This window comes from Caballeronia sp. LjRoot31, from assembly GCF_964253885.1.
Taxonomy (GTDB): domain Bacteria; phylum Pseudomonadota; class Gammaproteobacteria; order Burkholderiales; family Burkholderiaceae; genus Caballeronia.
On sequence record NZ_CAXURX020000003.1, the window covers coordinates 1,528,700 to 1,552,753 of the forward strand.

Genomic DNA, 24,054 nt, shown 5'->3' on the forward strand with positions numbered 1-24,054 from the left:
CTTCATTACCGGAGACAGGCAATGCTATTAAAAGACAAGGTGGCCATTGTGACGGGCTGCGCTTCCATGAAAGGAATCGGCTTTGCCACGGCGAAGCTGTTCTCCGAGCAAGGCGCGCGCGTGGCCATGATCGACCTGAACGAGGATGCCGCCAGTGCGGCGGCCACGGCTGTTGGCAAGCAGCATCGGGGCTTTGCATGCGATGTGCGCGACGCGGCGCGTTGCGAGCAAGTGGTGAAGGACATCCTCGAAACGTTCGGGACAGTCGACATCCTCGTGAACAACGCCGGCGTCAGCCAGGCGAACCGGCTCATGGACAGCACCATGGACGACTACAACCTCGTGATGGACGTAAGTGCGCGGGGCACCTTCAATATGTCGCGCGCGATCGTGCCGCATTTCCGCACGCGTAAGAGCGGCGCGATCGTGTGCATGGGGTCGCTTGCCGCGCAGCGAGGCGGCGGCGTGCTGGGGGGCCCGCACTACGCGGCGGCGAAGGGCGCGGTGCAAACGCTCGCCAAATCAATGGCGCGTGAACTCGCCCCCGACGGCATTCGTGCCAATGCAATAGCCCCGGGGTTGATCGACACGGAACTGCTGCTGGGAAAGATCACCGAGGAAGGCAAACAAGCCGTTGCCGCCAGCACACCGCTCGGAAGACTCGGTACCGCGCAGGATGTCGCAAACGTCTGCCTGTTCCTTGCTTCCGATCTATCAGGTTATGTGACGGGTGTCGTACTGGACGTCAACGGTGGCTTTCACATTCACTGACGCTCGCATTTCAGAAGAGATTCAGAAGAGATACACGCAGCTTGAAATAGAGGCAGTTGATTTAATAATAAGGATAACGATTTGTTTGGCAAGCCGTGGAAACCCGGGTCTCGCCGGACTATCGAACAGGACGTGGCGAAGCGCCGGCATCCCTGTCGTCATGGCCGGGGTAAAGAGCGCGCCAACCGGGATAGACAGAGGCTCTCGAATCAGCCGCGGCGCCAATATCAGGCGCAATGCGGCGAGAAGATGGCTCACGCATCCGCTGGAACCCATGCAGTTACAGGAGACAAAATCATGCTGATCAACACAAAATTGCGTTTGCTTACCGCTGCTCTCGCAGCGAGCCTGACCGTCGCGGCGCACGCGGCCGACCCGATCAAGATCGGCGTATCCGGGCCGTTTACCGGCGGCTCGGCGCCCATGGGCCTTTCAATGCGAAACGGCATCAAGCTCGCGGTCGATGAAATCAACGCGGCGGGCGGCGTGCTGGGGCGGCCGCTCCAGATGGTCGAGCGGGACGACGAAGCCAATAATGCGCGCGGCTTGCAGGTCGCGCAGGAACTGGTCTACAAGGAGCACATAGCGGCGGGCGTCGGCATCATTTCGACCGGGGTGATCCTCGCGAGCCAGAAGGTCTACCAGGACGCGCAGATTCCGTTGCTGACGCCCGGCCCGAGCGGCACGTCGGTGACCAAGGTCTTCACGACCCCGGCCTATCCGAAGAGCTACATTTTCCGGGTTTCGCTGGTAGACCGGATCCAGTCCGCAATGATCGCCAACGAGGCCGTGGTGAAGGACCACTACAAGCAGGTCGCCATTTTCGCGGATTCGTCGAACTACGGTCAGCTTGGACGGCAGGACATGACGGCAGCGCTCGCAAAGCTTGGCGTCACACCGGTCGATGTCGAGAAGTGGAATCAGGGTGACGTCGACATGACCTCGCAAGTGCTGCGCGCGAAATCGGCGGGTGCGCAAGCCATCCTGACCTACGGCGAGGGACCTGAACTGGCGCAGATCGCGAACGAGATGGCGAAGCTCGGATGGAAGGCGCCGATTATCGGTAGCTGGACCTTGTCCATGCCTAACTATATCCAGCTCGCCGGGGCGAACGCGGACGGTACGCGCTTCCCGCAGACTTTCGTGGCGAATACGTCGCCGCGCCGCAAGGAGTTCGTCGAGAAATACAAGAAGGCCTATCACACGGACTACATTCCGGGCGCGGTGTGGGCGGCCCAGGGCTATGACGTGACGTATCTGATGGCGGCCGCCATGAAGCAGGCGGGTACGACCGACGGTCCGAAAGTGCGCGACGCGCTCGAGGATCTGCACGAGAAGATGGACGGCCTGATCATGACCTATGACCATCCGTTTTCGAAGACCGATCATGACGCAATCCGGGATGCGTCCGTGGCGGTCATGGCGCAGATCAAGAACGGCGTGGTCGTGAAGATAGACGACAGCCAGGCACAGGCCGCGCGCTGATCCGCAGAGGTGCTTCTCTTCAGGACTCAGGTTGCAGGCAATGCGTCCTGCTGGCGCGGCGAATCTCCGGACACCGCCGCGCCAGTCATTTCCAGTCGCAGCTTTCGAGGTAACGAGGCATGAACGTCATCCTGCAAATCATTGTCAGCGGATGTGCCGTCGGAATGATCTACGCGGTCACCGCGTTTGGTTACCAGCTCACGTTCGCTACGTCCGGCACCATGAATTTCGCCCAGGGGCAGGCGCTTGCCATCGGCGCGTTGATGGGTCTCACGATCCTGCAGCATGTCGGCAACTACTGGCTGATGATCCCGATCGTGCTCGTGATGGGTGCGATTGTCGGCGTGATCACCGAGCGTGTCAGCGTACGCGCGGCTATCGCGGCAAAAAGCGAAGGCTGGATCATGGCGACCATCGCGCTGGGCATCATCATGACAAACCTGGCCGAGAACATCTGGGGCACCGACGACCTGAAGTTTCCATCGCCGCTGCCGGATACCCGCATCACAATCTGGGGCGCGAGCATCCTGCCGATGGAACTCCTGGTGATCGCCGGCGCGCTCGCCCTGATGGCCGCGGTAGAAGTGTTCAACCGCAAGACCATTTATGGCCGCGCGGTGGTGGCCACCGCGAGCGACGCCGATGCAGCGGGCCTGATGGGTATCAATACGCGCCTGGTCGTGACGTTCTCGTATGCGCTGTCGTGCATGAGCGCAGCCTTTGCCGGCATCCTGATCGCCCCGCTGACGGTTGCCGGCGCGGACATGGGGGCCACGCTCGGACTCAAGGCGTTTGCGGTCGCCATCATCGGCGGCCTGACGTCGGGCATGGGAATCATTGCCGGCGGCGTGATTCTCGGCGTCGCCGAAACGTTCACAGGCTACTACGTGTCGAGCGGCTATAAGGACGTGCCCGGCCTGCTGTTGCTGCTCGCGGTTCTGGCGATCAAGCCCGCCGGCCTCTTCGGCAGAACTTCAATCAAGAAGGTGTAAACATGGGGCAATCGAAGAAGCTTGCAGCATGGCTTGTGCTCATTGGTCTCGCGGCATTCCCGTTGATTAGCCAGAACCCGTATTACACGCACTTGCTCGTGATCATCGGCATTTACTGCGTGGTGGTTTTCGGACTCGATATTGTGGTGGGCTATACGGGCGAAGTATCGCTCGGGCATGCGGGCCTTTTTGGTATCGGCGCGTACGCCACCGGCATCCTGCTCACCACGGCGGGCCTGTCCTTCTGGATCGCGATTCCCTGCGCCATTGCGATTACCGCGCTCTCCGGCGTCGTCCTCGCTGTACCGGCACTGCGGTTGACCGGTCCCTATCTGGCGATGGTGACGCTGGCGTTCGGCACGATCGTCCAGATCCTGCTCAATGAAATGGACTTCCTGACCAATGGCGCGCAAGGTCTCGCGATCAGCAAGCCGGTCGTCTTCGGCCATCTGGTGAGCGCCACGGACTTCTACTACGTAGTGCTGGCCGTTGCCGTACTCGCGATGCTGGTGGTGTCGCGGATCATGTCCTCGCACTATGGCCGCGCGTTTCTCGCGCTGCGCGGCAGTCCGGTCGCGGCTGACTGCATGGGTGTCTCGGTCTACCGCTACAAAGTGATCGCGTTCGTGATCAGCGCGGCGTTTGCCGGACTGGCCGGTTCACTGTACGGATTGTCCGAGGAATACATCGCGCCGAACACCTTCTCCATGGAGCTGTCCACGCTGTTCCTGCTCGCCGTTACGCTTGGCGGAAAACGCTCGCGGGTGGGCACGGTGATCGGTGCGTCGACCATTGTGATCCTGCCTAACCTGCTGTCGGATATCGGTCTGTTTCGCGGCTTGACAGTGGTGATTGCCGTCGTGGTCGCCGTGCTCGCACTTCACGCCTATCGCAGCAAACGGGCCACCACGCGCGCGCTGCTCGCGCCGGTAGTCGCGGTCGCCGCTTTCGTCTGCTTCGCCTTCACCGTCAGCGATATCGTCAGCCAGCGCCTGACGATCTTCGGGCTGATGATTCTGGGCGTGGTGTATTACCTGCCGGAGGGTATAGCGGGCTACTTCAGGGTACTGACACACAGCCGGGTTGTGGCCAGGCCACTGCGGGCAGCGGCGGATAGCGGCGTGGCGCGCGAGGTGCCGCAGGAAGAGCTGTGGGGAAGCGCGGCGCCGCGCTCGGGGTCTCCCGCGGATTGCCTGCTCGACCTGTCGGGCATTGTGATGCAGTTCGGTGGCCTGCGCGCGCTGAACGACATCTCTCTCAAGGTGATGCGAGGCACGGTGCATGGGCTGATCGGGCCGAACGGCTCAGGCAAGAGCACGATGATGAACGTGCTCACCGGCGTGTACGCGGCGACCGGCGGCAATATCGACTTCAACGGCGAACGCTCGAACGGGCTGACGCCTTCGAGAATCGCGCGTAGAGGCATTGCGCGCACCTTCCAGAACGTCCAGTTGTTCGGCGAGATGAGCGCGCTCGAGAACGTGCTGGTCGGACTGCACCAGACATTTCATTCCAATCTGCTCGACGTGATAGTCGGCACGCCGCGTTTTCGCCGCGAGGAACAGGCGGCGCGTGCTCGCGCGGTAGCGTTGCTCGGCTTTGTCGGCATGCAGGACCTGGCGGCCGAGCAGGCGCGCAATCTTCCATACGGCAAGCAGCGCCTGCTCGAGATAGCCCGGGCGCTCGGTACGTCGCCGTCGTTGCTGCTCCTCGACGAACCCGCCGCCGGCCTGCGCCCTGCCGACTTGCCGGAACTGCGGCAGATGATTGAAAAGATTCGCGGACGAGGCATTACCGTGATCCTGATCGAACATCACATGGACCTGGTAATGGCCATTTGCGACCGCGTTTCCGTACTTGATTTCGGCCAGAAGATTGCGGAGGGCGCGCCCGCCGATATATCCGGCGACCGCCGCGTGATCGAAGCGTATCTCGGCGCACCGGCGACGCCGCCCGGCGCGGCCATCGCCAGCCCGACTGCTGCTTAGGAGACACGCAATCATGCTCAGGATCGATTCCATCCATGCGGGATACGGCACCACAGAAGTGCTGCACGGGATTTCACTCGAAGTAGGCAAGGGGCGCGTGGTCAGCCTGATCGGTTCGAATGGCGCGGGCAAGACAACGACCATGCGCGTGATCTCGGGCATGTTGCGCGCGCGTGCGGGCAGCGTCGTGCTCAACGGGCAGGACGTCACGCATTTCGAATCTTTCAAGGTCGCCCGGCTCGGGCTCGCGCACTGTCCCGAAGGCCGCCGTGTCTTCCCCACCTTGTCGGTCAGGGACAACCTCGAACTGGGCGCGTTCGCGCGGTTCGTGGGCAAGCGCAGGAAGGGCGACATCAAACGCGATCTGGAGCGCGCGATGGATCTGTTCCCCATCTTGAGAAAACGGGCGGCGCAGCAGGCGGGCACCCTGTCCGGTGGTGAACAGCAAATGCTTGCAATGGCGCGCGCCATCATGCTCGATCCTGAAGTGGTGCTGCTCGACGAGCCGTCGATGGGGCTCGCGCCCTTGCTCGTGGACGAAGTGTTCAGGACCATTGAGCGTCTCAAGCAGGACGGCGTGACGATGCTGGTCGTAGAGCAGTTTGCGGCCGCGGCGCTACAGGTGAGCGATTACGGTTATGTGCTCGAGAACGGCAAGGTTGCCATAGAAGGGCCGGCTGTCACCTTGCGTGACAACAAGGCGGTGCAGGCCGCGTATCTGGGCGGCATGCATTGAAGCAGGGATCAGTATCCAGGGATCAAACCACGCATGCGAATGCGATCAAGGAGAGGGACGTGAACCAGCATCAGTTGCAGGAAGCCGCCAGCACGCTTTTGAAGCATGCCCGCAACCGCACGCGGCTCGCCGCGTTACCCGACGCAGTCAGGCCCGCCACCCGGGCCGAAGCGTACGCGGTTCAGGGAGAGGTCGCGCGCCTGTCCGGGCGCCTCGTGGCCGGGTGGAAGATCGCCGCGACGAGCAAGGCGGGGCAGGAGCACATTGGCGTGGAGGGGCCCATCGCGGCGCGGCTTTTATCCGAACATGTGATTGCCGGCGAACTGACGGTGCCGATGAAATCGAATGTGATGAACGTCGCTGAAGCGGAATTTGCCTTTCGCATGAAGTCCGCGTTGCCGCCGCGCGGCCGGCCGTACGAGATCGACGAAGTGATGGACGCGGTCGATACGCTTCACCTCGCCATCGAAGTACCCGACTCGCGTTACGAGGACTTTGCGCGAGTCGGCGCGCAGCAGTTGATCGCCGATGCCGCGTGCGCGCTGTGGCTTGTCGTCAGTCCCGCGGTTGCAGATGGCTGGCGCGCTACCGATCTCGTGCCGCACAAGGTCGTGGCGTATCGCAACGGCTCGCTTGCGGGCGAGGGAAGCGGCGCGAACGTGCTGGGCGACCCGCGCATCGCGATGGCGTGGCTCGCCAACGAACTGAACAGCATCGGCGAAGGCCTGCAACCCGGGCAGCTCATCACCACGGGCGCGTGCGTAGCCCCCATGGCAGTCGCGCCCGGCGACACGATGAACGTTGACTTCGGCACGTTCGGCTCAGTCGAGGTGTCGTTTTCATAGATGCACAGCGTCATGATCAACGCCGCGGATGGTTCGGCCGGCAAGGCCACGCCAAGCCGCCACGAGACAGGGCGAATTCACAGGAGACAGGCGACATGGACCTCACGCTTACGGAAAGCCGCGCGCGGCTGTCGGGCAAGGATAAACGGGCGATTGCCGGCGCGGTTGCCGGCACGGTGTTCGAGTGGTACGACTTCGTGCTGTACGGTTCGCTTGCAGATGTCATCGCGGCGAATTTCTTTACCGGGATTGAACCGGGTACCGCCTTCATCTTTGCGTTGATGACGTTCTCGGTCGGCTTTGTCGTGCGGCCGCTGGGCGCTGTGATCTTCGGGCGTCTCGGCGACATGATCGGACGCAAGAAGACGTTCATGACCACGGTCATGCTGATGGGACTGGCCACCTGCGCGGTCGCGCTTACGCCCGGCTACGCTTCCATTGGCGTGGCCGCGCCGATCATCCTCGTGCTTTCGCGCATCCTGCAGGGGTTCGCCGTCGGCGGCGAATTCGGCGGCGCGGCGACTTACGTGGCCGAACATTCGCCGCAGAACCGCCGTGGCCGCAATACGTCCCTGATCCAGGCGACGGCTTCAACCGGCTTGCTCGGGGCGCTGATCGTCACCATCGCCACGCGCATTCTCACCGGACCCGACTTCGCGGTCTGGGGCTGGCGCATTCCGTTCTCGATATCGATTCTTCTGCTGATCGTGTCGCTCGCGCTGCGCAGAAAAATGGACGAGTCGCCCGCGTTCGAGCGTGCCCGTGCCGCGGGCGTGCTGTCCAGAAGGCCCGTGCGGGACTCGCTGCGCGGCAAGAACCTGGCCAAGGTCATGGTGGCGCTGTTCGGAATCTGCGGCGGCATGACGGTGGTCTGGTACGTCGTGGTGATCTATCCGCTGTTCTTTCTCACGCGCGTGCTCAAGGTCGACGCCAACGTGTCGAATCTGCTGGTTGCAATCGCCATGCTGGCTGCCATTCCAATGCTTTACGGCTGCGGCGCGCTGTCCGACCGCTTTGGTCGCAAGCCTGTCCTGCTGATCGGCTATCTGCTCGCGGCGCTCACGATCTTCCCCGTGTTCCGCGCCATCACGCATTATGCGAATCCCGCACTGGAGCAGGCGCAGATAGCGAACCCGGCCGTAGTCCATGCCGATCCGCACGCGTGCGCATTCATGTTCGACCCGGCGGGGGTGCGAAGTTTCAGCAATGCCTGCGATATCGCGAAGAAGACATTGAGCGCCGCGTCGGTCAATTATTCGGTTGTCGGAGGAGGCGCCAGTGAGTTGACCACGGTCACGATCGGCAACGACGTGATCCGGGGATTTGATGCCACCGGTCTTGACGCCGCCGGCCTGAAGGCGAAGGCGACCGACTTCAGCCACGCGCTGTCAGCGGCATTGATCAAGGCGGGCTATCCGCAGAAAGCCGCGCCGCAGCAGTTCCATTTTGGCGCGGTTTTGCTGCTGATGCTGCTCCTGATCTTCGTCATGAGCCTGACTTACGCGCCAATTGCCGCCATTCTGGTCGAGATGTTCCCGACCGAGTTGCGATATACCTCGATGTCCATTCCATTTCACGTGGCGAGCGGGTGGATCGGCGGGCTGCTGCCCGCGTTGTCGTTCGCCATTGCCGCCGCCCAGGGAAATATCTATGCGGGCCTGTGGTATCCCATGTTCTGGGTGGGACTGGCGCTGGTGGTAACGGCGTTTGCCTACCGCGAGTCGCGCGGCGTCGATATCTTCAGCACGAAGGCCCCTGGATCGTAGGCGCCTTCGTGCAAAGATGATTTCGACGCAGGGCGCTGTTGCCGCAAAGGGCGCAGACCTGGAATCGGATCCAGGCCCGTCCGCGCTGAGAGAGGCTGGTCATCGAACGCGGGCTGGCGGGCCTGGAAATATCCTAGTCAAATGGACCCATCTTATGAAAATCCGCGCTGCTGTCCTTGAACAGTCCGGCCTGCGTACTCCGTACGCCGAAACCAAACCGTTGCGGGTCCAGCAAGTCGATCTGGCTCCGCCAGGGCCGGGCGAAGTACTGGTGAGGATCGTCGCTGCAGGTATATGTCACTCGGATCTTTCCGTGGTAGACGGGGTACGTCCACGGCCTCTCCCGATGGTGATCGGCCACGAATCCGCGGGCATTGTTGAGGAAGTCGGACCGCAGGTGCATGATCTCGCGAAGGGTGATCACGTCGTATCCGTTTTTGTTGCGAGTTGCGGTCACTGCCTGCCATGTGCCGAAGGACGGCCAGCCCTGTGCGAGCCGGGTGCGCTCGCCGGTACAGCGGGCACATTGTTAGGCGCGGCGAGAAGGCTTTCCAGGAATGGCGAACCCATCAACCACCACTCCGGCATATCCAGCTTTGCCGAATACGCCACGGTGTCCCGACGTTCGCTCATCAAGGTGACGCCTGACATCGAGCTTGAAGACGCGGCTTTGTTCGGTTGTGCAGTCTTGACCGGTGTGGGGGCCGCCGTTAATTCGGCGCGGGTTCAGCTGGGCTCTACCGTGGCGGTGATCGGCATGGGCGGGGTGGGTCTGGCCTCGCTTCTGGGTGCGTTAGCGGCCGGAGCACAACGGGTCATAGCGATCGACACAGTCGACAGCAAACTCGTGAGCGCTCGTGCGCTCGGTGCTACCGATACCTTTAACGCGAACAGCGAGGGTGTCGTCGAAGCGATCCGCGATCTCACGAACGGAGGGGTTGAAATCGTGCTGGAGATGGCGGGCGCCGCGAGCGCGCTGGAGCTCGGTTACCGCATCACCCGGAGGGGCGGACAACTCGTCACAGCCGGGCTGCCATCGCCGCGGGCCATCTTTCCGATTCCCGCGACCTCGCTCGTGGCCGAAGAGAAAACCATTCGAGGGTCCTACATGGGTAGCGGCGTACCGCTACGTGACTTGCCCAGATACATCGAGCTGTACCGCCGCGGCCGGCTTCCTGTGGACCGCCTGGTCACCCACCGGCTGCCGCTGGACGATATCAACCTCGGCATGGACCGCCTCAGGGAAGGAACGGCAATACGCCAGATTGTGACGATGTAGTTCGTCGTGCCGAAGTGCGTATCCCCAATCAGCTTCGCCGGATCAATGCCGACATGCATTGCATGAGCCGGCGAGCGAGTGATTTGCACCTGCGCTAGCAGCGCGATTGGGCGCTTCAATACTGCGGCGAGCGCCGGACTCAGCAAACGTGCTTCTCCAAAGGGTAAACGAGATGGCGACAAGAAAATGATTGCGATAACATCTCAATACCGTACCCAGCACCGAATCCCCGTTATTTTTGACCCAAAATGATAGCGATAACATTCGTAAATAAAAACTCGTGGAGACATTGATGAAGACGATAGGAGCCGTTGCGGTTGCCGAAAAATCGGCCATCGGACGATACAGATGGACCATTTGCGCGCTCATGTTTTTTGCGACGACGATCAATTACATGGATCGTCAGATGCTGGGGCTGCTCGCGCCTTTGCTGCAAAAAGACATTGGCTGGAACCAGATCCAGTACGCGCAGACCGTGATGGTATTCACGGTCGCCTATGCGGTGGGCCTCGCCACGTTCGGCCGGATCGCGGACCGGCTCAGCACCAAGAAGGTCTACGGCAGCGCGATGGCGATGTGGAGCCTGGCCGCCATGCTGCACGCGCTGGCAACGACCGTCCCGGGCTTCGCGGCCGTGCGCGGTTTGCTCGGCTTCGGCGAGGCGGCCAACTTCCCGGTCGCCATCCGTACCACGGCTATCTGGTTTCCGAAAAAGGAGCGCGCGCTGGCCACCGGCCTGTGGAACATGGGCGCCACCATCGGTGGGATCGTTGCACCGGCGTTCGTGCCGATCGCCGCCGTGATGTGGGGCTGGCGCGCGACGTTTGTCGGGGCGGGGGCGGCGGGTTTCGTCTGGCTGGCGGTGTGGCTGCTGGTGTACCGTCCTCCCGCGGAGCATCCGTCGGTATCGAGCGGCGAGCTGGAATACATCAACTCGGATCGGGACGAAGACAGTGTGCAGTCCGTAAGCTGGCTTTCGGTGCTGAAATACCGCGAAACATGGGCGTTCATTCTCGGTAAGTTGCTGACCGATCCCGTGTGGTGGTTCTATTTGTTCTGGCTGCCCAAATGGCTCAATGAATCACGGCATATCGACATCGGTCATCTTGGACTGCCGTTGATCGTCATTTACGCGATGGCATCCGGTGGCAGTGTTGCGGGCGGATGGTTATCGTCGCGCCTGATGAGCCGATCCAATAAGCCCAATGTCGCGCGCAAGGTCACGATGGGCATCTGCGCGGTGTGCGTCTTGCCGATCGCCACGCTCTCGCACTTTCAAAGCCTGTGGTACGCGGTGTTTGCTGTCGGTCTTGCCGCAGCGGCGCATCAGGGGTGGTCCGCGAATCTTGTCACCCTGGTGGGCGACGTGTTTCCACGCCGGCTGGTGGGCACCGTGATTGGCATTGGCGGCGTGGCGGGCATGATCGGCTCGTTCTTCTACTCGGGCGTGATTGGCGAGACGTTGCAGCGCACCGGGCAGTATTGGGCGCTCTTCGCTGTCGGTGCATCGGCGTATCTGGTCGCGCTCGGCATCATTCATCTGCTGATGCCACGCATGACGCCCGTGAAACTGAGCGAGCAACACGCGAGCGCTGCATGAAAGCTGGCCTCTCGGCAGGCGTTCGCGAATAATCGCGAACCCGTAACGTAACCAGGGAATCACGACATGGCAGACACCCCGCCCGAACAGGGCTCGACCGGCAAACCTTTCCATCGCCTGTTGCTCACCGGCGCCGCCGGCAATCTTGGCCGGCAATTGCGTGGTGCGCTCGCCGCGTGGGCCGACATCGTGCGCGTCAGCGACATCGCGTCGCTTGGCGAGGTAGCGGTGCATGAGGAGGCGTCGGTCGTCGATCTCGCCGATGAGCACGCGGTTCATACCCTGCTCGAAGGTGTCGATGCGGTGATTCATCTCGGCGGCATTTCCGTGGACGCGCCGTTCAACGATCTGCTCGAAGCCAATATTCGCGGCCTGTACAACCTGTACTCGGTGGCGCAGAAGCAGGGCGTGAAGCGTATCGTGTACGCCAGCTCGAATCATGCGGTGGGGTTTCATGCGGTGACCTCGGTGGTCGATATCGACGCGCCGTTGCGCCCCGACAGCCTGTATGGCGTGACGAAGTGCTTTGGCGAATCGCTGTCGCGTTATTACTTCGATCGCTTCGGTCTTGAGACGGTGTGCCTGCGGATCGGCTCGTCGTTCGAGCAGCCGAAGAATCCGCGCATGCTCGTCACGTATCTGAGCTATCGCGACTTTATCGAACTGGTGCGTTGCTCGCTGTTCACGAACAGGGTCGGGCACGCGATTGTCTATGGCGTGTCCGACAACCCCAGAAAATGGGTGGATAACACGAAGGTGGCCTTTCTCGGTTTTCGTCCACAAGACAGTTCGGCGCAGTTCGAGCATCTCTTCCCGATCACTGCACCGGACTCGAACCTCGATGACGCGGCCCAGCGTTTCCAGGGCGGCCCGTTCGCGCTCGCCCGTCCGATGGAGCCGCAACGATGAGCGCGGCAGCGGTCGTGCGTGCGGAGCGGATCGAGGGCGCCGGGTCCGCGCTGGTCGGCGAAAGTCCGGTATGGCGGAGCGCGGAACAGGCGCTTTATTGGGTCGACATTCCTGCGCGGAAGATCCTGCGTTGGCGTGTTGAGGCGGGTGAGCGGTCGGAATGGCGGTTGCCGGAGCAAGTCGCCTGTATCGCGTTCGACAGGCGCGGCACCGTGCTGGCCGGCTGCGAAACCGGACTCTTCGCGGTGGCGCTGACTGAAAGTACTATAGGCGACGAGGCCGGAGAAAACGCGCCCGACGGTGAACCGCTGCCGGTCACACATCGTAAGCTTGCTGCACCGCTTTTCCCGTTGGCGGGCATGCGCTTTAACGACGGACGCTGTGATCGCCAGGGGCGCTTCTGGTCCGGCACGATGGTGCAGGACACGGCGGCGGCGAATCCCGCTGGCGCGTTGTATCGATTCGATGAACGAGGCGTACTGTCGGCGCCGGTCGTCAATGAACTGATCGTACAGAATGGCCTTGCATGGTCGCCCGACGGCAGGACGATGTACCTGTCCGATTCGCATTCGTCGCGCCGCGTGATCTGGGCATTCGATTACGACGTCGAGACGGGCGAGCCCCGCAACCGGCGGGTATTCGCCGACTTGCACCATTACACCGGCCGCCCAGATGGCGCCGCGGTGGACGCGCAGGGTTGCTACTGGATTTGCGCGAACGACGCCGGGCTGCTGTTGCGCTTCACGCCGCAAGGCAGGCTCGACCGGCAGATTGCTGTGCCGGCGTCGAAGCCGTCGATGTGCGCATTCGGCGGACGCAATCTGGATACGCTGTTCGTGACCTCGATCCGTCCGGCGCAGGGCGCCACGGAGCACGACGGCCAGTTGTTTGCGGTGCGTCCTGGCATTAGTGGTTGTCCGGAACCCGACTATGCTGGCGAGCTATGAAACGACGTGCGGCCGGGCAACGCGCCGCACCGCTATGCGAAGCTTCGACGTCGCTTGTACGGCGTCTCGCGTGCGATGCCGGAGGGCGCGTGGCGTGAGGTAGACTCTGGTTCGCGCACAAATCGGAAGAGTGGCCCGAGAAGGATGTGTTGTCCTTCTGGCCATTCCTGCGTAACCGCTGTGCAGCCGGTGAATCAGACTATCAATGCCCAACCCAAAAGAGAAAATGGTGCCGCTTGCCGGCAAGCGCTCGCGTGGCGGGCCACGGGATATTCGTTTAACCGAAGTCGCGACGCTGGCGCGCGTATCGCCGATGACGGTATCGCGCGCGCTGAACAATCCTGAGGTTGTCGCGTCCGAAACGCTCAAACGAATCCAGCTTGCGGTCCAGCAACTCGGCTATGTGCCGAACCGGCTGGCCGGCAGCCTGTCGTCGTCCAGATCGCGGCTTATCGCGGCCATTGTGCCGACCGTGACGCATTCGCTGTTCGCCACCTCGATTCAAATGTTCAGTACCGCGATGTCGCGCGCGGGCTACCAGGTGTTGTTGGGCCTGAGCGGATACAGCGACGTTGACGAGTGCCAGGTGCTCGATGCATTGCTGAGCCGGCGCCCGGAAGGATTGCTGCTGATCGGCGTGGCGCGCGGTTCGGCGCTGCGGGCACGGCTGCTGGACGTCGATATTCCCACGGTCGAAACGTGGGGCATGACCGACATGCCAATCGACATGCTGGTCGGCTTCTCGCACTACGACGTGGGTGTCGCCGTGGCGGAGCGTTTTCTGGCGCGCGGCAAGCTTCACCCTGCGATCATCTCGGCCAATGACGAGCGCGCGACGGCCCGTCGCGAGGGCTTCATTCAGACCATGGCGCGTCAAGGTATCGACAACGTCGCGCAGGTCCTCGTCAAGTCGCCCAGCTCGGTGGCGGAGGGGCGCAGTTCGCTCGCCACGATTCTCGCGGAGCGCCCGGACGTGGACGCGGTGTTCTGTGGCTCCGATCTCCTTGCGCTCGGGGTGCTGAGCGAGGCGAGAACTCGCGGGCTGGACGTGCCGTCGCGGCTCGCCGTCTGCGGTTTCGGCGATCTGGAGTTCTCGGCCGACCTGGTGCCGGCGCTGACCACGGTTCAAATGGACGGTGGCCGTATCGGCATGACGGCGGCGCGTTGTCTGATCGACCGGCTCGACGGCTCGCCGGCGCGGCCGAAGATCGATATCGGTTTCACGCTGGTCGGACGCGAGACAGCCTGAGGCGGTCGTGCACAACACGCGGTTCGGATGAGGTAGAGGGTCTACCCTTAATTCTTCGCAGAAATGTTTGCGCTATCATTCGACGTCGACGAGGAGCGTAATCAGAGAGTGTTATTTGATCCCAAAAATGTTATCGCTATCATTCGACGCTGATTTTCTGGGGTAACAGGAATCCTCGGGCAGCCCGGGAAGTTATCAGCGCGGCGCAGCGTGATATGGACGGCTCGCCGCGTACACAAAGATTCGATCGATGAACAGATCGTGATTGCGTGGACCACGCGTATCTCGTGGTCCACGCGTTGGCATTTACAAAAACAGGATGAAGGAGACTCGTAATGAAAAAGCACGCAAACATGAAGGCATTTCTGGTCGCTGGCGCGGCGCTCGGTGCAGGCGCGGTCCATGCGCAAAGCAGCATGACCTTGTATGGCGCGTTGGACGACGCGTTCGTCTACTCCAATAACCAGAAGGGCCATTCGAACGTGTATCTGCGCCAGGGCAATCTGTATGCGTCGAAGTGGGGTCTGCGCGGCGTGGAGGACCTTGGTGGCGGCACCAGCGTGATCTTCGACTTGCAGAACGGTTTCGATCCGAATTCAGGCGCGCTGTCGTCGTCTACGCAGATCTTCAACCGTGAGGCGTTCGTCGGGCTGCAAAACCAGCATTACGGGACGTTCACGATGGGCCGCCAGTACACGCCGTACTACCTGTTCGTCGGGCCGCTTGCGTCGAGCAACTGGCTGACCGGGGCAACCGGCGCGCATCCGGGCGATATCGACGGTCTCGACACGACGATTCGCATCAACAATGCGCTGGTCTATACGACGCCGACCTGGTACGGCGTGCAGGCGAGCGGCATGTACGCCCTCGGCGGGATTGCGGGCAGCACCGGCCGGGGCCAGACAATCAGCGCCGGCATCAAATATGCAGCCGGCCCGATCGGCCTTGCCGCCGGCTACCTGCGCATGGACAACGCGCAACAGACCACGGGCTTCGACCCTGCATCGACCGGCAGTTTCGGCACGTCTTCGCTGAATGCAGGCTATGTGTCGGCGAAGGCGGTCCAGCACGTCGCTGCCGCGGCCAGCTACACGATCGGCGACCTGATGATGGGCGTGACGTACACGAATGTGGAATACGTGGCATCCAGCCAGTCGATTTTCCGCGACACCGCCGTCTTCAACACCTATGCGGCGGTTGCGGCGTATCGCTTCACGCCGGCCATCGATGTGGCGGGCGCGTACTCGTACACAATGGCGTCGAAGGCGAACGGCATCACCAGCGCGGCGCGCTATCAGCAGTATTCGCTCAAGGAGGCTTATCACTTGTCGAAGCGCACTTCGCTGTACGCGCTGCAGGCGTATCAGCGCGCGAACGGCCAGACGCTCGGTGCGAATGGCGCGGGCAATATTGTCGACGCTACGCCGTCTGTCGGCGATTCGCAGAACGCCACACCGTCGTCGACGAATTCACAGTTTGTCGGCATGGTGGGGATTGCCGTCCTGTTTTAGCCGGTGAGGCCGACGAGGATGCGATCGCGTTCCTCGTCGGCACCGGCACTCAATGTCTTATGGGCAGCAACGACGGGTGCGCATCGCGACTTATTCATCGCATTCCTTATGAACTTATCCGATACCCCTGTCAGTGCCGTCGCGCTGGAATTGTTGCGCCACGTTGCTCGACGGCATGACGGGTCGTCCATTGGAGTGACCGATAACGATGCGTAATCGTTGGTGCGACAAACGTATGATGTTTTGCCAGATGACAACTTCCGCGCGAAAAATTGCGGATAGAAGCCATCTGGTGACTAGTCGATCAAAGCTGGGAATGACGCAAACGGACAACCGGGCGACCTCTCAAGCGGGGCCGACCGGGCGGCGTTGCGCGGCTTGGGCGAACATTTCGCTGAATTGATCGAGCACGGTGAGCTCACCCCGGCCGGCGCGCGTGATGCGATAGAACGAGAACTCGACCGCGGGACGCATCTGATCAACACGCACCCGATAATGCTGGCAGATGTGTTCGCAGAACGAGGGCATGACGGCGACGCCGAGCCCTGCATGGGCCATGGCGATCGCCGTCTGCATATGAGCGACCACAATGCGTTTTCCCGAGGTCACTTCTTCCTTGGCAAGCGTCGCCTCGATCAGTCTTTGCAAAGGGTTGTCCTTCGGCAACGTAATCAGCGGCACACCGTCCAGCGCACGCCAGTTACCTTCCGTGGCATGTCCCACCCTGGAGTTGTCCAGCGCTGAAACGGCCACCAACTGCACGGGAAACAGCGGAACGCGGTCGATTCCCGAGAGCTGGGAGAAGAAGATGCCAAACGCGGCATCCAGGTCGCCTTCCTCCACCATCCGGTGCAACTCTGACGGTGGCCGGTCGACAAGTTCTATCTGCGATTGCGGATGCGCTTGTGCGAAGCGGGCAAGAACAGGCGGCATCAAGCTCGCGGCGATCATCGGCGTGCATCCGAGCAGCAGAGAAGCCTGCTTCTGGCGGCCAAGTTCGTTCAACTCGATGACCGACTTTTCCAGGGTCTCCACGATCTTGACCGCGGTTGGAAAAAACATCCGGCCCGCATCGGTCAGCGCCACCGTGCGCGTGGTCCGCTCGAGCAAGCGGCATTGCAATTGCGTTTCGAGTTCGCGGATGATGGCACTGAGCGCGGCCTGGCTCAGGTGCATGCTCTGCGCGGTCTTGGTGAAGCTGGATGCGTTTGCAACGCCGAGAAAAACCTTGAGCTGCTTGAGGGACAAATTCATCTGAGACGTTTCCTTCGTGTATCGGACGATCCGAGCGTGTGTGAATTCTACTCGTCCCGCCCGCACACGAACCGCTCAGGCGAGGCGCAGCCAATGCGCCCCAGCCCTGGATCTGGCGCATCGCCTTCACGCAAACCCGTAACGCCCTTCTTCATCGCGGTTGAGCGGACGCTTCGTTGCGACATCTTCCAGCCAGCGCACGATTTCACGGCCATCCCGTGTGCCGGTTGCCGCCATCAAATCGACGAAGCGTTTCGGCCCGTCGTCGAGGGCCGCTTCCAGCGATTCAAAACGTGCGCCCGTATAGGCCGGCGGCGTTGGCACGCGATGTTCGAGCGAACGTTGCGTGCCGGGCTTGAGCAACGGCAAGGTGAGATCGAAGCCGGCTTTCGCGGTCTGCGTGGCGCCGTTGAGCGAAGGATCGAGCGGCATGGCCCGCAGGCCGCTTTGCAACACCAGGTCACGGTCCGCCTGGAAGCGGGTAGCGAGTGCCCAGTCCATTTGTTCGTCGGAGAAGATATCGATATCCGGGTCTACGACGAACACATGCTTCACGTTGGCGAGCGACGCGAACACGGCGGCGATCGCGTTGCGTGCTTCGCCCGGCACACGCTGCTGCATGGCGACGCGCACGTTGAACATGCCGCCGGTCGCGGGTCCGGCATAGACCGCCTTGACTTCGCGCACGGCGGTTTCGAGTGCACGCCAGACGGTGACTTCGGTTCGCAACGCCGCGAGCTGGGCGGTATCGGTGCGTGCCATGCTGCGGCCACCGATGGTGCAGGTCTGAAATATCGCGTTGCGACGATGCGTGATGGCGGTGAGGTGAAACACCGGATTCGTCTTGATGCCGCCGTAGTAGCCGAGAAATTCGCCGTAGGGACCTTCGGGGTCTGAATGGCCGCGTTCGTCGAGATAGCCTTCGAGGATGAACTCGGCATCGGCGGGCACGCGCAGGTCGCTGGTCACGCATTTGACGACGCCCATCGGCGCGCCCCGCAGCGCGGCAACGAGTTCCAGTTCATCTGCGGGGATTCGCATGGTGGCGCCAACGTGATCGATCGGATGCGTGCCGACGGCAAATGCGATCGGCAAGCGTTCGCCGCGTTTGGCGTGCGCGATGGCAATGGCGCGCAGGTCCGACGGCGCGACCAGATCGATCCCCGCGGTGCGGCGACCGCGCAGCATCAGGCGCCGCACGCCGACGTTAGTCCATCCGGACTCCGGATCAACTACGAAATCAATCGATGCCGACACATACGGCGCGCCATCGAGATCATGTTGAAGGTGAATGGGCAGCTTGGTGAAATCACATTCATCGCCGGTAAGCACGACTTGTTGAACCGGCGCCTCCTCGCGGCTCACTTCCACGAGTTGCCCCTTGGAGCGCAAACGCTCGCGCACGACGTCGAGCAACTTGTCCGGCGTGGTGTCGAAGGCCTTGGCGAGGCGCGACCGGCTCGCGGTCACATTACCGGCGAGCGAGATGCTGTCGCCCGATGGCCGGCTGATCCAGACCGCGCGCGCGTTGCCTTCCATCAGCGCTGCTATGTCGGCTAGTTCCACCGGATTGTCGTGACGCTCGAGTTCGTCGCCATCGAGCGATTCGAGAAAGCGGCGCAGCCCGAACCGTTCCAGATCGGGCGCGCTCGCGCCGGTTGCGGTGTGTGGAATCTCAGCGCGGGGTTTCAATGTCGTAGTCCTTTAGTTCAACTCGGGTTCAACTCTGGTTCAATGTCGAGTACGTGACCCGCCATTCAGAAACGTGCCGATAAAGCCGTGGCGGCCAGATGCGCTGCAAAACCGCTGGCGCTCGCGGCCGGCATTTCCGGCGCCAGATGCAGGAACTGCTTCACGGCGCGCAGCGTCACGGCGCTGCATGTCAAAAGCGTCGCAGTGAGCGCGTCGGCTTCGGCATCCAGTTCACCCGACGCCACCACGTGGCTGATCAACCCCGCCTGCAGCGCTTGCGTTGCGCTCAGCGAGGCACGGCTAAGCACCATGTGCGCGACCGTTTTCAACGGCACGCGGCCAATCAAGGCGGACATGACCAGCGTAGGCGGAATGTCGCGTTCCATTTCGGGAATCTGGTAGATCGCGTCGTCGGCGCTCAGCGTGAGATCGCACACGCCGGCCAGCGCGCAGCCTACACCAATCGCCCGGCCGCGCACGATGGCCAGCACCGGCACGCGCACGGCCTTGAGTGCATCGTAGAGTTCGAGCGGCGGCGCGGCCACGATCCGCCGCAGCGTTTCGGCGGAGGGCCTGGAGTCGGCAGCGGGCATGGGCGACTCCCTGCCCGTGCAGAAATCAGCGCCACTGCTGCGGATGCGCACGAGCTTCACGGCGTCGTCGAGATGGCTGATAGCGTCTATGATTGCCGTGCTCATGGTGGCGTTGAGCCGGTTGCCGTTGTCCGGACGATCGAGCACGACGTCGAGCACGTCGCCATGGCGCTGGATTGAAACGAGTTCAGATGACATGAGCGCTTCCTTGCTTGCGATGAATGAATTCCCACACCACGACAGGCGTGGCGGGCATGGCGAGTTCGTCGTTGCCGAAGGGTCTAAGGGCATCGGCGAGCGCGTTGAAGATGGTCGCCGTGGCGGGCGTGATGCCGCTCTCGCCGCCACCTTTGACCCGTAGTGGATTACCGCTCGTCGGGTCTTCGGTTAGCTCGACGCGCAGCGGCGGGACGCTGCCGGCGCGCGGCATGCCGTAGTCCATGTATGAACCGGTCAGCACCTGCCCGCTGTCGCGATCGAGATAGCAGCCTTCAGACAACGCCTGGCCAATGCCTTGCGCAAGTCCGCCATGCACCTGGCCTTCGACGATCAGCGGATTGATCGGCTGGCCGACATCGTCGACCGACGTGTAGTTGAGCAACGCGACAATGCCGGTATCCGGGTCCACCTCCAGTTCGCAGATCGCCGCGCCCGTGGGGTGCGCGGGGACACGTCCGTTGAATTCGGCTTCGGCGTAGAGCCTCTTGATCGACGGATCGCCGGGCATGCCGTCGGACGCCACATGGCCCGCGAGCGCGAACAGACTCGCTTGTTGGCCCGAAGCGGGGTGGCTGAACCTGCCCTCGGCGAAGTCGATGCATTCCGGCGTCGTATTGAAGAGCGCAGCCGCGATCCGCTTGCCGTGGGCGACAATCTGCGAGGAGGTATCGACGAGCAACATGCCGCCCAGCCGCATGGTCCGGTCCGAATGACTGCCGCCGCCGATGCTCACGAACGCCGTGTCGCCGGTGCGCAATCGCACGGCCGACATGGGTACGCCGAGATATTGCGCGACCACTTGCGCGAAGGTGGTTTCGTGACCTTGCCCGGTGGATTGCGTGCCTGACACGAGATCCACCATGCCTTCCGGCAAGACCGTCATCTCGATGCGTTCACGCGGCGCGCCCACCGGCGACTCGATGTAATTCGCCATGCCGATTCCCCGTAAGCGCCCATTCGCGCTGGACGCGTCCCGTCGCGCGGGGAAACCGTTCCAGTCGGCGAGTTCGAGCGCGCGTTCCATGTTGCGCACGAAATCGCCGCTGTCGTAGGTGAGGCCCATCGGACTCCGATACGGCAGCTTGTCGTGCGTGACAAGATTGCGCCGGCGCAGTTCGGCGCGTTCTATGCCCAACTCAAGCGCCGCCAGATCGAGCATGCGCTCGATCACATGCGTGGCTTCAGGCCGGCCGGCGCCGCGATACGGCGCCGTGGGCACCGTATTGGTCAGGACGGCGCTGACATGTACAGCGGCCACGGGCACGTCGTAGACAGTTGTCATGATGCGCGTGCCGTTGGACATCGGCACATAGGAGACGGTGTGTGCGCCGACATTGCCGATCCATTCGTTGTCGATGGCGAGAATGCGTCCTTCCTTCGAGAAGGCGATCGCGGAACGAATGATCTGGTCGCGTCCCTGATAGTCGGACAGAAACGCTTCGCTGCGATCGCTCGTCCATTTGACGGGACGTCCGACGTGACGCGCCGCCCAGACCACCGCAATCTGCTCGACGTAGACAAACGAGCGCGGCCCGAAGCCGCCGCCGGTGTCCGGACACACTACGCGCAAGCTGGCGGGCGGCACGTTGAGCGCGGCCGCAATGCACAGCTTCTGGCGCACCGCGCCCTGGCTACCCGAGATCAGCGTGTACGTTTCGGCAGTTGCGTCGTAGCAGCCGATAGCACTGCGCGGCTCCATCTGGCAATTCACGAGGCGGCTGTTATGAAACTCGCGCCGCACGACGAGAAAAGCATCGGCGATAATTTTTTGCGCGACTTCACGGTCGCCGATCTGGGTCTGGAAGCACAGGTTTCCCGGCGCTCCGTCCCAAAGCTGCGGCGCCTGCGGTTGCATTGCATCGGCGCCATGCACGACTGCGTCGATCACGTCGTAATCCACGTCGATCAACTCGGTTGCGTTGCGTGCCTGAAGCGGCGTCTCGGCGATGACCATGGCGATTGCCTCGCCGACATAGCGCACCTTGTCGATCGGCAGCGGGATGTGGCGCTGGTTGAAGATCGCGCCCGTGCTGGACGTGAGGAAGGCGGACTGGGACGAGATCACGGCATCGGCCGGATTGGGGATGTGATCCACGCCTCTAAAGCCCGCGTCCAGATAATCCTGGCCGAGCAGCACGGCGAGAACGCCGGGCGCCTCGGCGGCCGCCGTGATGTCGATCGAGCGCAAATGTGCATGGGCATGCGGCGAGCGCAGAAACGCGGCGTGTGCCTGGCCGTCGACGTTGATATCGTCGGTGTAATTGCCCTGGCCTGTTACGAAGCGCCGGTCTTCCACGCGTGGAATAGGTTTGCCGATCATGACTTGCCGCTCCCCGCTGCTTCGAGTTCCGGGTACATCTCCCGCGCGGCGTGCCGCACCGATTCGATGATGTTCACATAGCCCGTACAGCGGCAGATATTGCCTTCCAGCGCGTGGCAAATATTGGCTTCACTGAGCGAAGGCGGCTTTCGAAGGTAGAAGTCCACCGCCATGATCATGCCGGGTGTGCAGAACCCGCACTGCAACCCGTGGCACTGTACGAACGCGTCTTGCACAGGATGAAGCGTCTTGCCCTCCGGCGCGGCGAGCCCCTCGACCGTGACCACGCTGCCGCCGCTCGCCTGAGCCGCGAGGATGGTGCAGGACTTCACCGCGACGCCATCGAGATTGACCGTGCACGCGCCGCACTGGCTCGTGTCGCAGCCAACGTGGGTGCCAGTCAGCCGGCAATTCTGGCGTAGAAACTCGACGAGCAAGGTATGGTCCGGCACCTTGTAGCGAACGTCGGCGCCGTTCACCTGCAATTGAACTTCGATCATGATTTGTTTGTGTTCCTTGAACGAACGCAGTGAGCCGACCACATGCACCGGCTTACGCACCGCAAAGCGTTACTTGACGACGGCTTCACTTATGTTGGCGTTGAACCGCTTGAAGAACTCGGCGGCGAGTTTGTTGGCGACCGACGTCACGAGCCGCGAGCCGATCTGGGCCAGCTTGCCGCCAACTTGCGCGTCAGCAACATAGGTGAGCAGGGTGCCTTCGGCTGCATCCGCGAGCGTGACCGTGGCAGTCATCTTGCCGAAGCCGGCGATCCCGCCTTCGCCGCCGCCGACGATCTTGTAGCCCTCGAGTTCGACCCGTTCCGACAACACCAGCGTGCCCTTGAAGCGCGCCTTGACGGGACCGACCGATGCCACCACGACCGCCGCATATTCGTCGTCGCTGACCGGCGTGAAGGCCTCGCATCCGGGCACGCACGCCTGTAAGACGGCAGGGTCGTTCAAGCCTTTCCACACCAGTTCGCGCGGCGCCGCAATAGTCTGCGATCCGGTAAATTCCATGTTCGTCTCCTGATTAGTTTGACTGGACGCCGCGCGGTTGCAAAAGTGCGTGAAGCGCGCGGCGTGTGTAGGTTTTTATAAGGTGCGCCCGATAGGCGGCAGAGCCGTTCGCATCGTCGGGAAGATTCGACGGATCGACTTCAAGCGCGGCGATGGCCGCATCGGAGCAGTCCGTTTCCAGCGCGTTTTCCGCGTCGGACCAGCGAAATACCGACGCCCCCGCGCCCGTCACCGCAACGCGAATGCCTGTGGGGAACCGCGCGATAAACACGCCGACCACCGCATAACCCGACGCCGGATGCCGGTACTTCGCATACGCTGCACGCTCGGGAACAGGGAACTCGATTGCGGTGATCAGCTCACCTGCGTTGAGCGCGGTATCGAAGGTATCGATAAAGAAATCATCGGCGGCGATCCGCCTTGCCGATGTCACGACGATCGCGTTAAGCGCGAGCACGGCGCTCGGATAATCGGCCGCCGGGTCGTTATTCGCGACGGAACCGCCCAGCGTGCCGCGATTGCGCACTTGCGGATCGGCGATGATTCCCGCCAGTTGCGCCAGCGCCGGTATCGCCTGGCGTACCTCAGGCGATGCAGCGACGTTCGCGTGAGTGGTGCTTGCGCCGATGCGCAGCACACCGTTCGCTGTCTGCACGCCGCGCAGTTCCGGCAGCCGCACGAGATCCAGCAGATGCGTCGGCGCGGCAAGGCGCTGCTTCAGCGTGGGAATCAGGGTCATGCCTCCGGACAACGGCCGCGCTTCCTCGTGCTCGCCTAGAAGCGCAATGGCCTCGGTCAGGGATTCCGGCCGGATATAGATAGTCTCGTACATGCTTGTCTCCTGCGGATTGCGGCGCCGGACTATTGACGCGCTGT

At 62.4% G+C, this 24,054-nt stretch carries 20 protein-coding genes; 13 read left to right on the forward strand and 7 right to left on the reverse strand.

Features of this window, described 5'->3' with window-relative positions; translation table 11 throughout:
* The first annotated feature begins 21 nt into the window (after positions 1 to 21).
* From ACSQ8V_RS35545 to ACSQ8V_RS35605, 13 genes are all read left to right on the forward strand, one after another.
* Positions 22 to 771 (forward strand): SDR family NAD(P)-dependent oxidoreductase, encoded by a 750-nt coding sequence (locus ACSQ8V_RS35545; RefSeq protein WP_213762694.1) that lies wholly within the window; start codon positions 22 to 24, stop codon positions 769 to 771.
* A gap of 303 nt (positions 772 to 1,074) precedes the next feature.
* Entirely contained in the window at positions 1,075 to 2,256 is a 1,182-nt protein-coding gene (locus ACSQ8V_RS35550; RefSeq protein ID WP_436209254.1) for an ABC transporter substrate-binding protein, read from the forward strand.
* A gap of 119 nt (positions 2,257 to 2,375) precedes the next feature.
* The gene (locus tag ACSQ8V_RS35555; protein WP_436208941.1) at positions 2,376 to 3,248 is read left to right on the forward strand and encodes a branched-chain amino acid ABC transporter permease; all 873 of its coding nucleotides are present in this window, start codon (positions 2,376 to 2,378) and stop codon (positions 3,246 to 3,248) included.
* A 2-nt stretch (positions 3,249 to 3,250) separates the two neighbouring features.
* A complete protein-coding gene (locus ACSQ8V_RS35560) occupies positions 3,251 to 5,236 on the forward strand; it encodes a branched-chain amino acid ABC transporter ATP-binding protein/permease (RefSeq protein WP_436208942.1) in 1,986 nt (661 codons plus the stop codon).
* Between the two features lie 13 nt (positions 5,237 to 5,249).
* The gene (locus ACSQ8V_RS35565) at positions 5,250 to 5,972 is read left to right on the forward strand and encodes an ABC transporter ATP-binding protein (protein ID WP_436208943.1); all 723 of its coding nucleotides are present in this window, start codon (positions 5,250 to 5,252) and stop codon (positions 5,970 to 5,972) included.
* A gap of 59 nt (positions 5,973 to 6,031) precedes the next feature.
* Complete coding sequence (locus ACSQ8V_RS35570; protein WP_436208944.1) at positions 6,032 to 6,817, forward strand: 2-keto-4-pentenoate hydratase; 786 nt, start codon at positions 6,032 to 6,034, stop codon at positions 6,815 to 6,817.
* A gap of 95 nt (positions 6,818 to 6,912) precedes the next feature.
* Complete coding sequence (locus ACSQ8V_RS35575; RefSeq protein ID WP_213762688.1) at positions 6,913 to 8,583, forward strand: MFS transporter; 1,671 nt, start codon at positions 6,913 to 6,915, stop codon at positions 8,581 to 8,583.
* Between the two features lie 154 nt (positions 8,584 to 8,737).
* On the forward strand, positions 8,738 to 9,862 hold the full coding sequence (locus tag ACSQ8V_RS35580) for a zinc-dependent alcohol dehydrogenase family protein (protein WP_436208945.1): 1,125 nt from the start codon (positions 8,738 to 8,740) through the stop codon (positions 9,860 to 9,862).
* Positions 9,863 to 10,154: 292 nt separating this feature from the next.
* Complete coding sequence (locus ACSQ8V_RS35585) at positions 10,155 to 11,462, forward strand: MFS transporter (protein ID WP_436208946.1); 1,308 nt, start codon at positions 10,155 to 10,157, stop codon at positions 11,460 to 11,462.
* Positions 11,463 to 11,528: 66 nt separating this feature from the next.
* A complete protein-coding gene (locus ACSQ8V_RS35590) occupies positions 11,529 to 12,371 on the forward strand; it encodes an NAD-dependent epimerase/dehydratase family protein (protein ID WP_436208947.1) in 843 nt (280 codons plus the stop codon).
* The gene (locus tag ACSQ8V_RS35595) at positions 12,368 to 13,318 is read left to right on the forward strand and encodes an SMP-30/gluconolactonase/LRE family protein (RefSeq protein WP_436208948.1); all 951 of its coding nucleotides are present in this window, start codon (positions 12,368 to 12,370) and stop codon (positions 13,316 to 13,318) included. Before ACSQ8V_RS35590 ends, ACSQ8V_RS35595 begins: the two co-directional genes overlap by 4 nt.
* A gap of 205 nt (positions 13,319 to 13,523) precedes the next feature.
* Complete coding sequence (locus ACSQ8V_RS35600) at positions 13,524 to 14,567, forward strand: LacI family DNA-binding transcriptional regulator (RefSeq protein WP_436208949.1); 1,044 nt, start codon at positions 13,524 to 13,526, stop codon at positions 14,565 to 14,567.
* 335 nt (positions 14,568 to 14,902) lie between these two features.
* On the forward strand, positions 14,903 to 16,078 hold the full coding sequence (locus tag ACSQ8V_RS35605) for a porin (RefSeq protein ID WP_436208950.1): 1,176 nt from the start codon (positions 14,903 to 14,905) through the stop codon (positions 16,076 to 16,078).
* A 345-nt stretch (positions 16,079 to 16,423) separates the two neighbouring features.
* On the opposite strand, the gene ACSQ8V_RS35610 is transcribed toward ACSQ8V_RS35605, so the two are convergent.
* The 7 genes from ACSQ8V_RS35610 to ACSQ8V_RS35640 form a co-directional block, all read right to left on the reverse strand.
* A complete protein-coding gene (locus tag ACSQ8V_RS35610; RefSeq protein WP_213762682.1) occupies positions 16,424 to 17,332 on the reverse strand; it encodes a LysR family transcriptional regulator in 909 nt (302 codons plus the stop codon).
* Between the two features lie 126 nt (positions 17,333 to 17,458).
* The gene (locus ACSQ8V_RS35615; protein WP_436208951.1) at positions 17,459 to 19,024 is read right to left on the reverse strand and encodes a UbiD family decarboxylase; all 1,566 of its coding nucleotides are present in this window, start codon (positions 19,022 to 19,024) and stop codon (positions 17,459 to 17,461) included.
* 65 nt (positions 19,025 to 19,089) lie between these two features.
* On the reverse strand, positions 19,090 to 19,815 hold the full coding sequence (locus ACSQ8V_RS35620) for an enoyl-CoA hydratase/isomerase family protein (RefSeq protein WP_213762680.1): 726 nt from the start codon (positions 19,813 to 19,815) through the stop codon (positions 19,090 to 19,092).
* A complete protein-coding gene (locus ACSQ8V_RS35625) occupies positions 19,805 to 22,156 on the reverse strand; it encodes a xanthine dehydrogenase family protein molybdopterin-binding subunit (protein ID WP_436208952.1) in 2,352 nt (783 codons plus the stop codon). Before ACSQ8V_RS35625 ends, ACSQ8V_RS35620 begins: the two co-directional genes overlap by 11 nt.
* Positions 22,153 to 22,656 (reverse strand): (2Fe-2S)-binding protein, encoded by a 504-nt coding sequence (locus tag ACSQ8V_RS35630; protein WP_213762678.1) that lies wholly within the window; start codon positions 22,654 to 22,656, stop codon positions 22,153 to 22,155. Before ACSQ8V_RS35630 ends, ACSQ8V_RS35625 begins: the two co-directional genes overlap by 4 nt.
* A gap of 69 nt (positions 22,657 to 22,725) precedes the next feature.
* A complete protein-coding gene (locus ACSQ8V_RS35635; RefSeq protein ID WP_213762677.1) occupies positions 22,726 to 23,178 on the reverse strand; it encodes a CoxG family protein in 453 nt (150 codons plus the stop codon).
* Between the two features lie 13 nt (positions 23,179 to 23,191).
* Positions 23,192 to 24,010, reverse strand: a complete 819-nt coding sequence (locus tag ACSQ8V_RS35640; RefSeq protein ID WP_436208953.1) for an FAD binding domain-containing protein — start codon at positions 24,008 to 24,010, stop codon at positions 23,192 to 23,194.
* Between the last annotated feature and the right edge of the window lie 44 nt (positions 24,011 to 24,054).

Excerpts from the sequence above, each read along its gene's own strand:
- ACSQ8V_RS35640 (WP_436208953.1), bottom strand. The coding sequence starts at position 24,010 with ATGTACGAGACTATCTATATCCGGCCGGAATCCCTGACCGAGGCCATT.
- ACSQ8V_RS35595 (WP_436208948.1), top strand. The coding sequence starts at position 12,368 with ATGAGCGCGGCAGCGGTCGTGCGTGCGGAGCGGATCGAGGGCGCCGGG.
- ACSQ8V_RS35555 (WP_436208941.1), top strand. The coding sequence starts at position 2,376 with ATGAACGTCATCCTGCAAATCATTGTCAGCGGATGTGCCGTCGGAATG.
- ACSQ8V_RS35580 (WP_436208945.1), top strand. The coding sequence starts at position 8,738 with ATGAAAATCCGCGCTGCTGTCCTTGAACAGTCCGGCCTGCGTACTCCG.
- ACSQ8V_RS35620 (WP_213762680.1), bottom strand. The coding sequence starts at position 19,815 with ATGTCATCTGAACTCGTTTCAATCCAGCGCCATGGCGACGTGCTCGAC.
- ACSQ8V_RS35625 (WP_436208952.1), bottom strand. The coding sequence starts at position 22,156 with ATGATCGGCAAACCTATTCCACGCGTGGAAGACCGGCGCTTCGTAACA.
- ACSQ8V_RS35575 (WP_213762688.1), top strand. The coding sequence starts at position 6,913 with ATGGACCTCACGCTTACGGAAAGCCGCGCGCGGCTGTCGGGCAAGGAT.
- ACSQ8V_RS35600 (WP_436208949.1), top strand. The coding sequence starts at position 13,524 with ATGCCCAACCCAAAAGAGAAAATGGTGCCGCTTGCCGGCAAGCGCTCG.
- ACSQ8V_RS35610 (WP_213762682.1), bottom strand. The coding sequence starts at position 17,332 with ATGAATTTGTCCCTCAAGCAGCTCAAGGTTTTTCTCGGCGTTGCAAAC.
- ACSQ8V_RS35560 (WP_436208942.1), top strand. The coding sequence starts at position 3,251 with ATGGGGCAATCGAAGAAGCTTGCAGCATGGCTTGTGCTCATTGGTCTC.
- ACSQ8V_RS35545 (WP_213762694.1), top strand. The coding sequence starts at position 22 with ATGCTATTAAAAGACAAGGTGGCCATTGTGACGGGCTGCGCTTCCATG.
- ACSQ8V_RS35630 (WP_213762678.1), bottom strand. The coding sequence starts at position 22,656 with ATGATCGAAGTTCAATTGCAGGTGAACGGCGCCGACGTTCGCTACAAG.
- ACSQ8V_RS35605 (WP_436208950.1), top strand. The coding sequence starts at position 14,903 with ATGAAAAAGCACGCAAACATGAAGGCATTTCTGGTCGCTGGCGCGGCG.
- ACSQ8V_RS35585 (WP_436208946.1), top strand. The coding sequence starts at position 10,155 with ATGAAGACGATAGGAGCCGTTGCGGTTGCCGAAAAATCGGCCATCGGA.
- ACSQ8V_RS35565 (WP_436208943.1), top strand. The coding sequence starts at position 5,250 with ATGCTCAGGATCGATTCCATCCATGCGGGATACGGCACCACAGAAGTG.
- ACSQ8V_RS35590 (WP_436208947.1), top strand. The coding sequence starts at position 11,529 with ATGGCAGACACCCCGCCCGAACAGGGCTCGACCGGCAAACCTTTCCAT.
- ACSQ8V_RS35635 (WP_213762677.1), bottom strand. The coding sequence starts at position 23,178 with ATGGAATTTACCGGATCGCAGACTATTGCGGCGCCGCGCGAACTGGTG.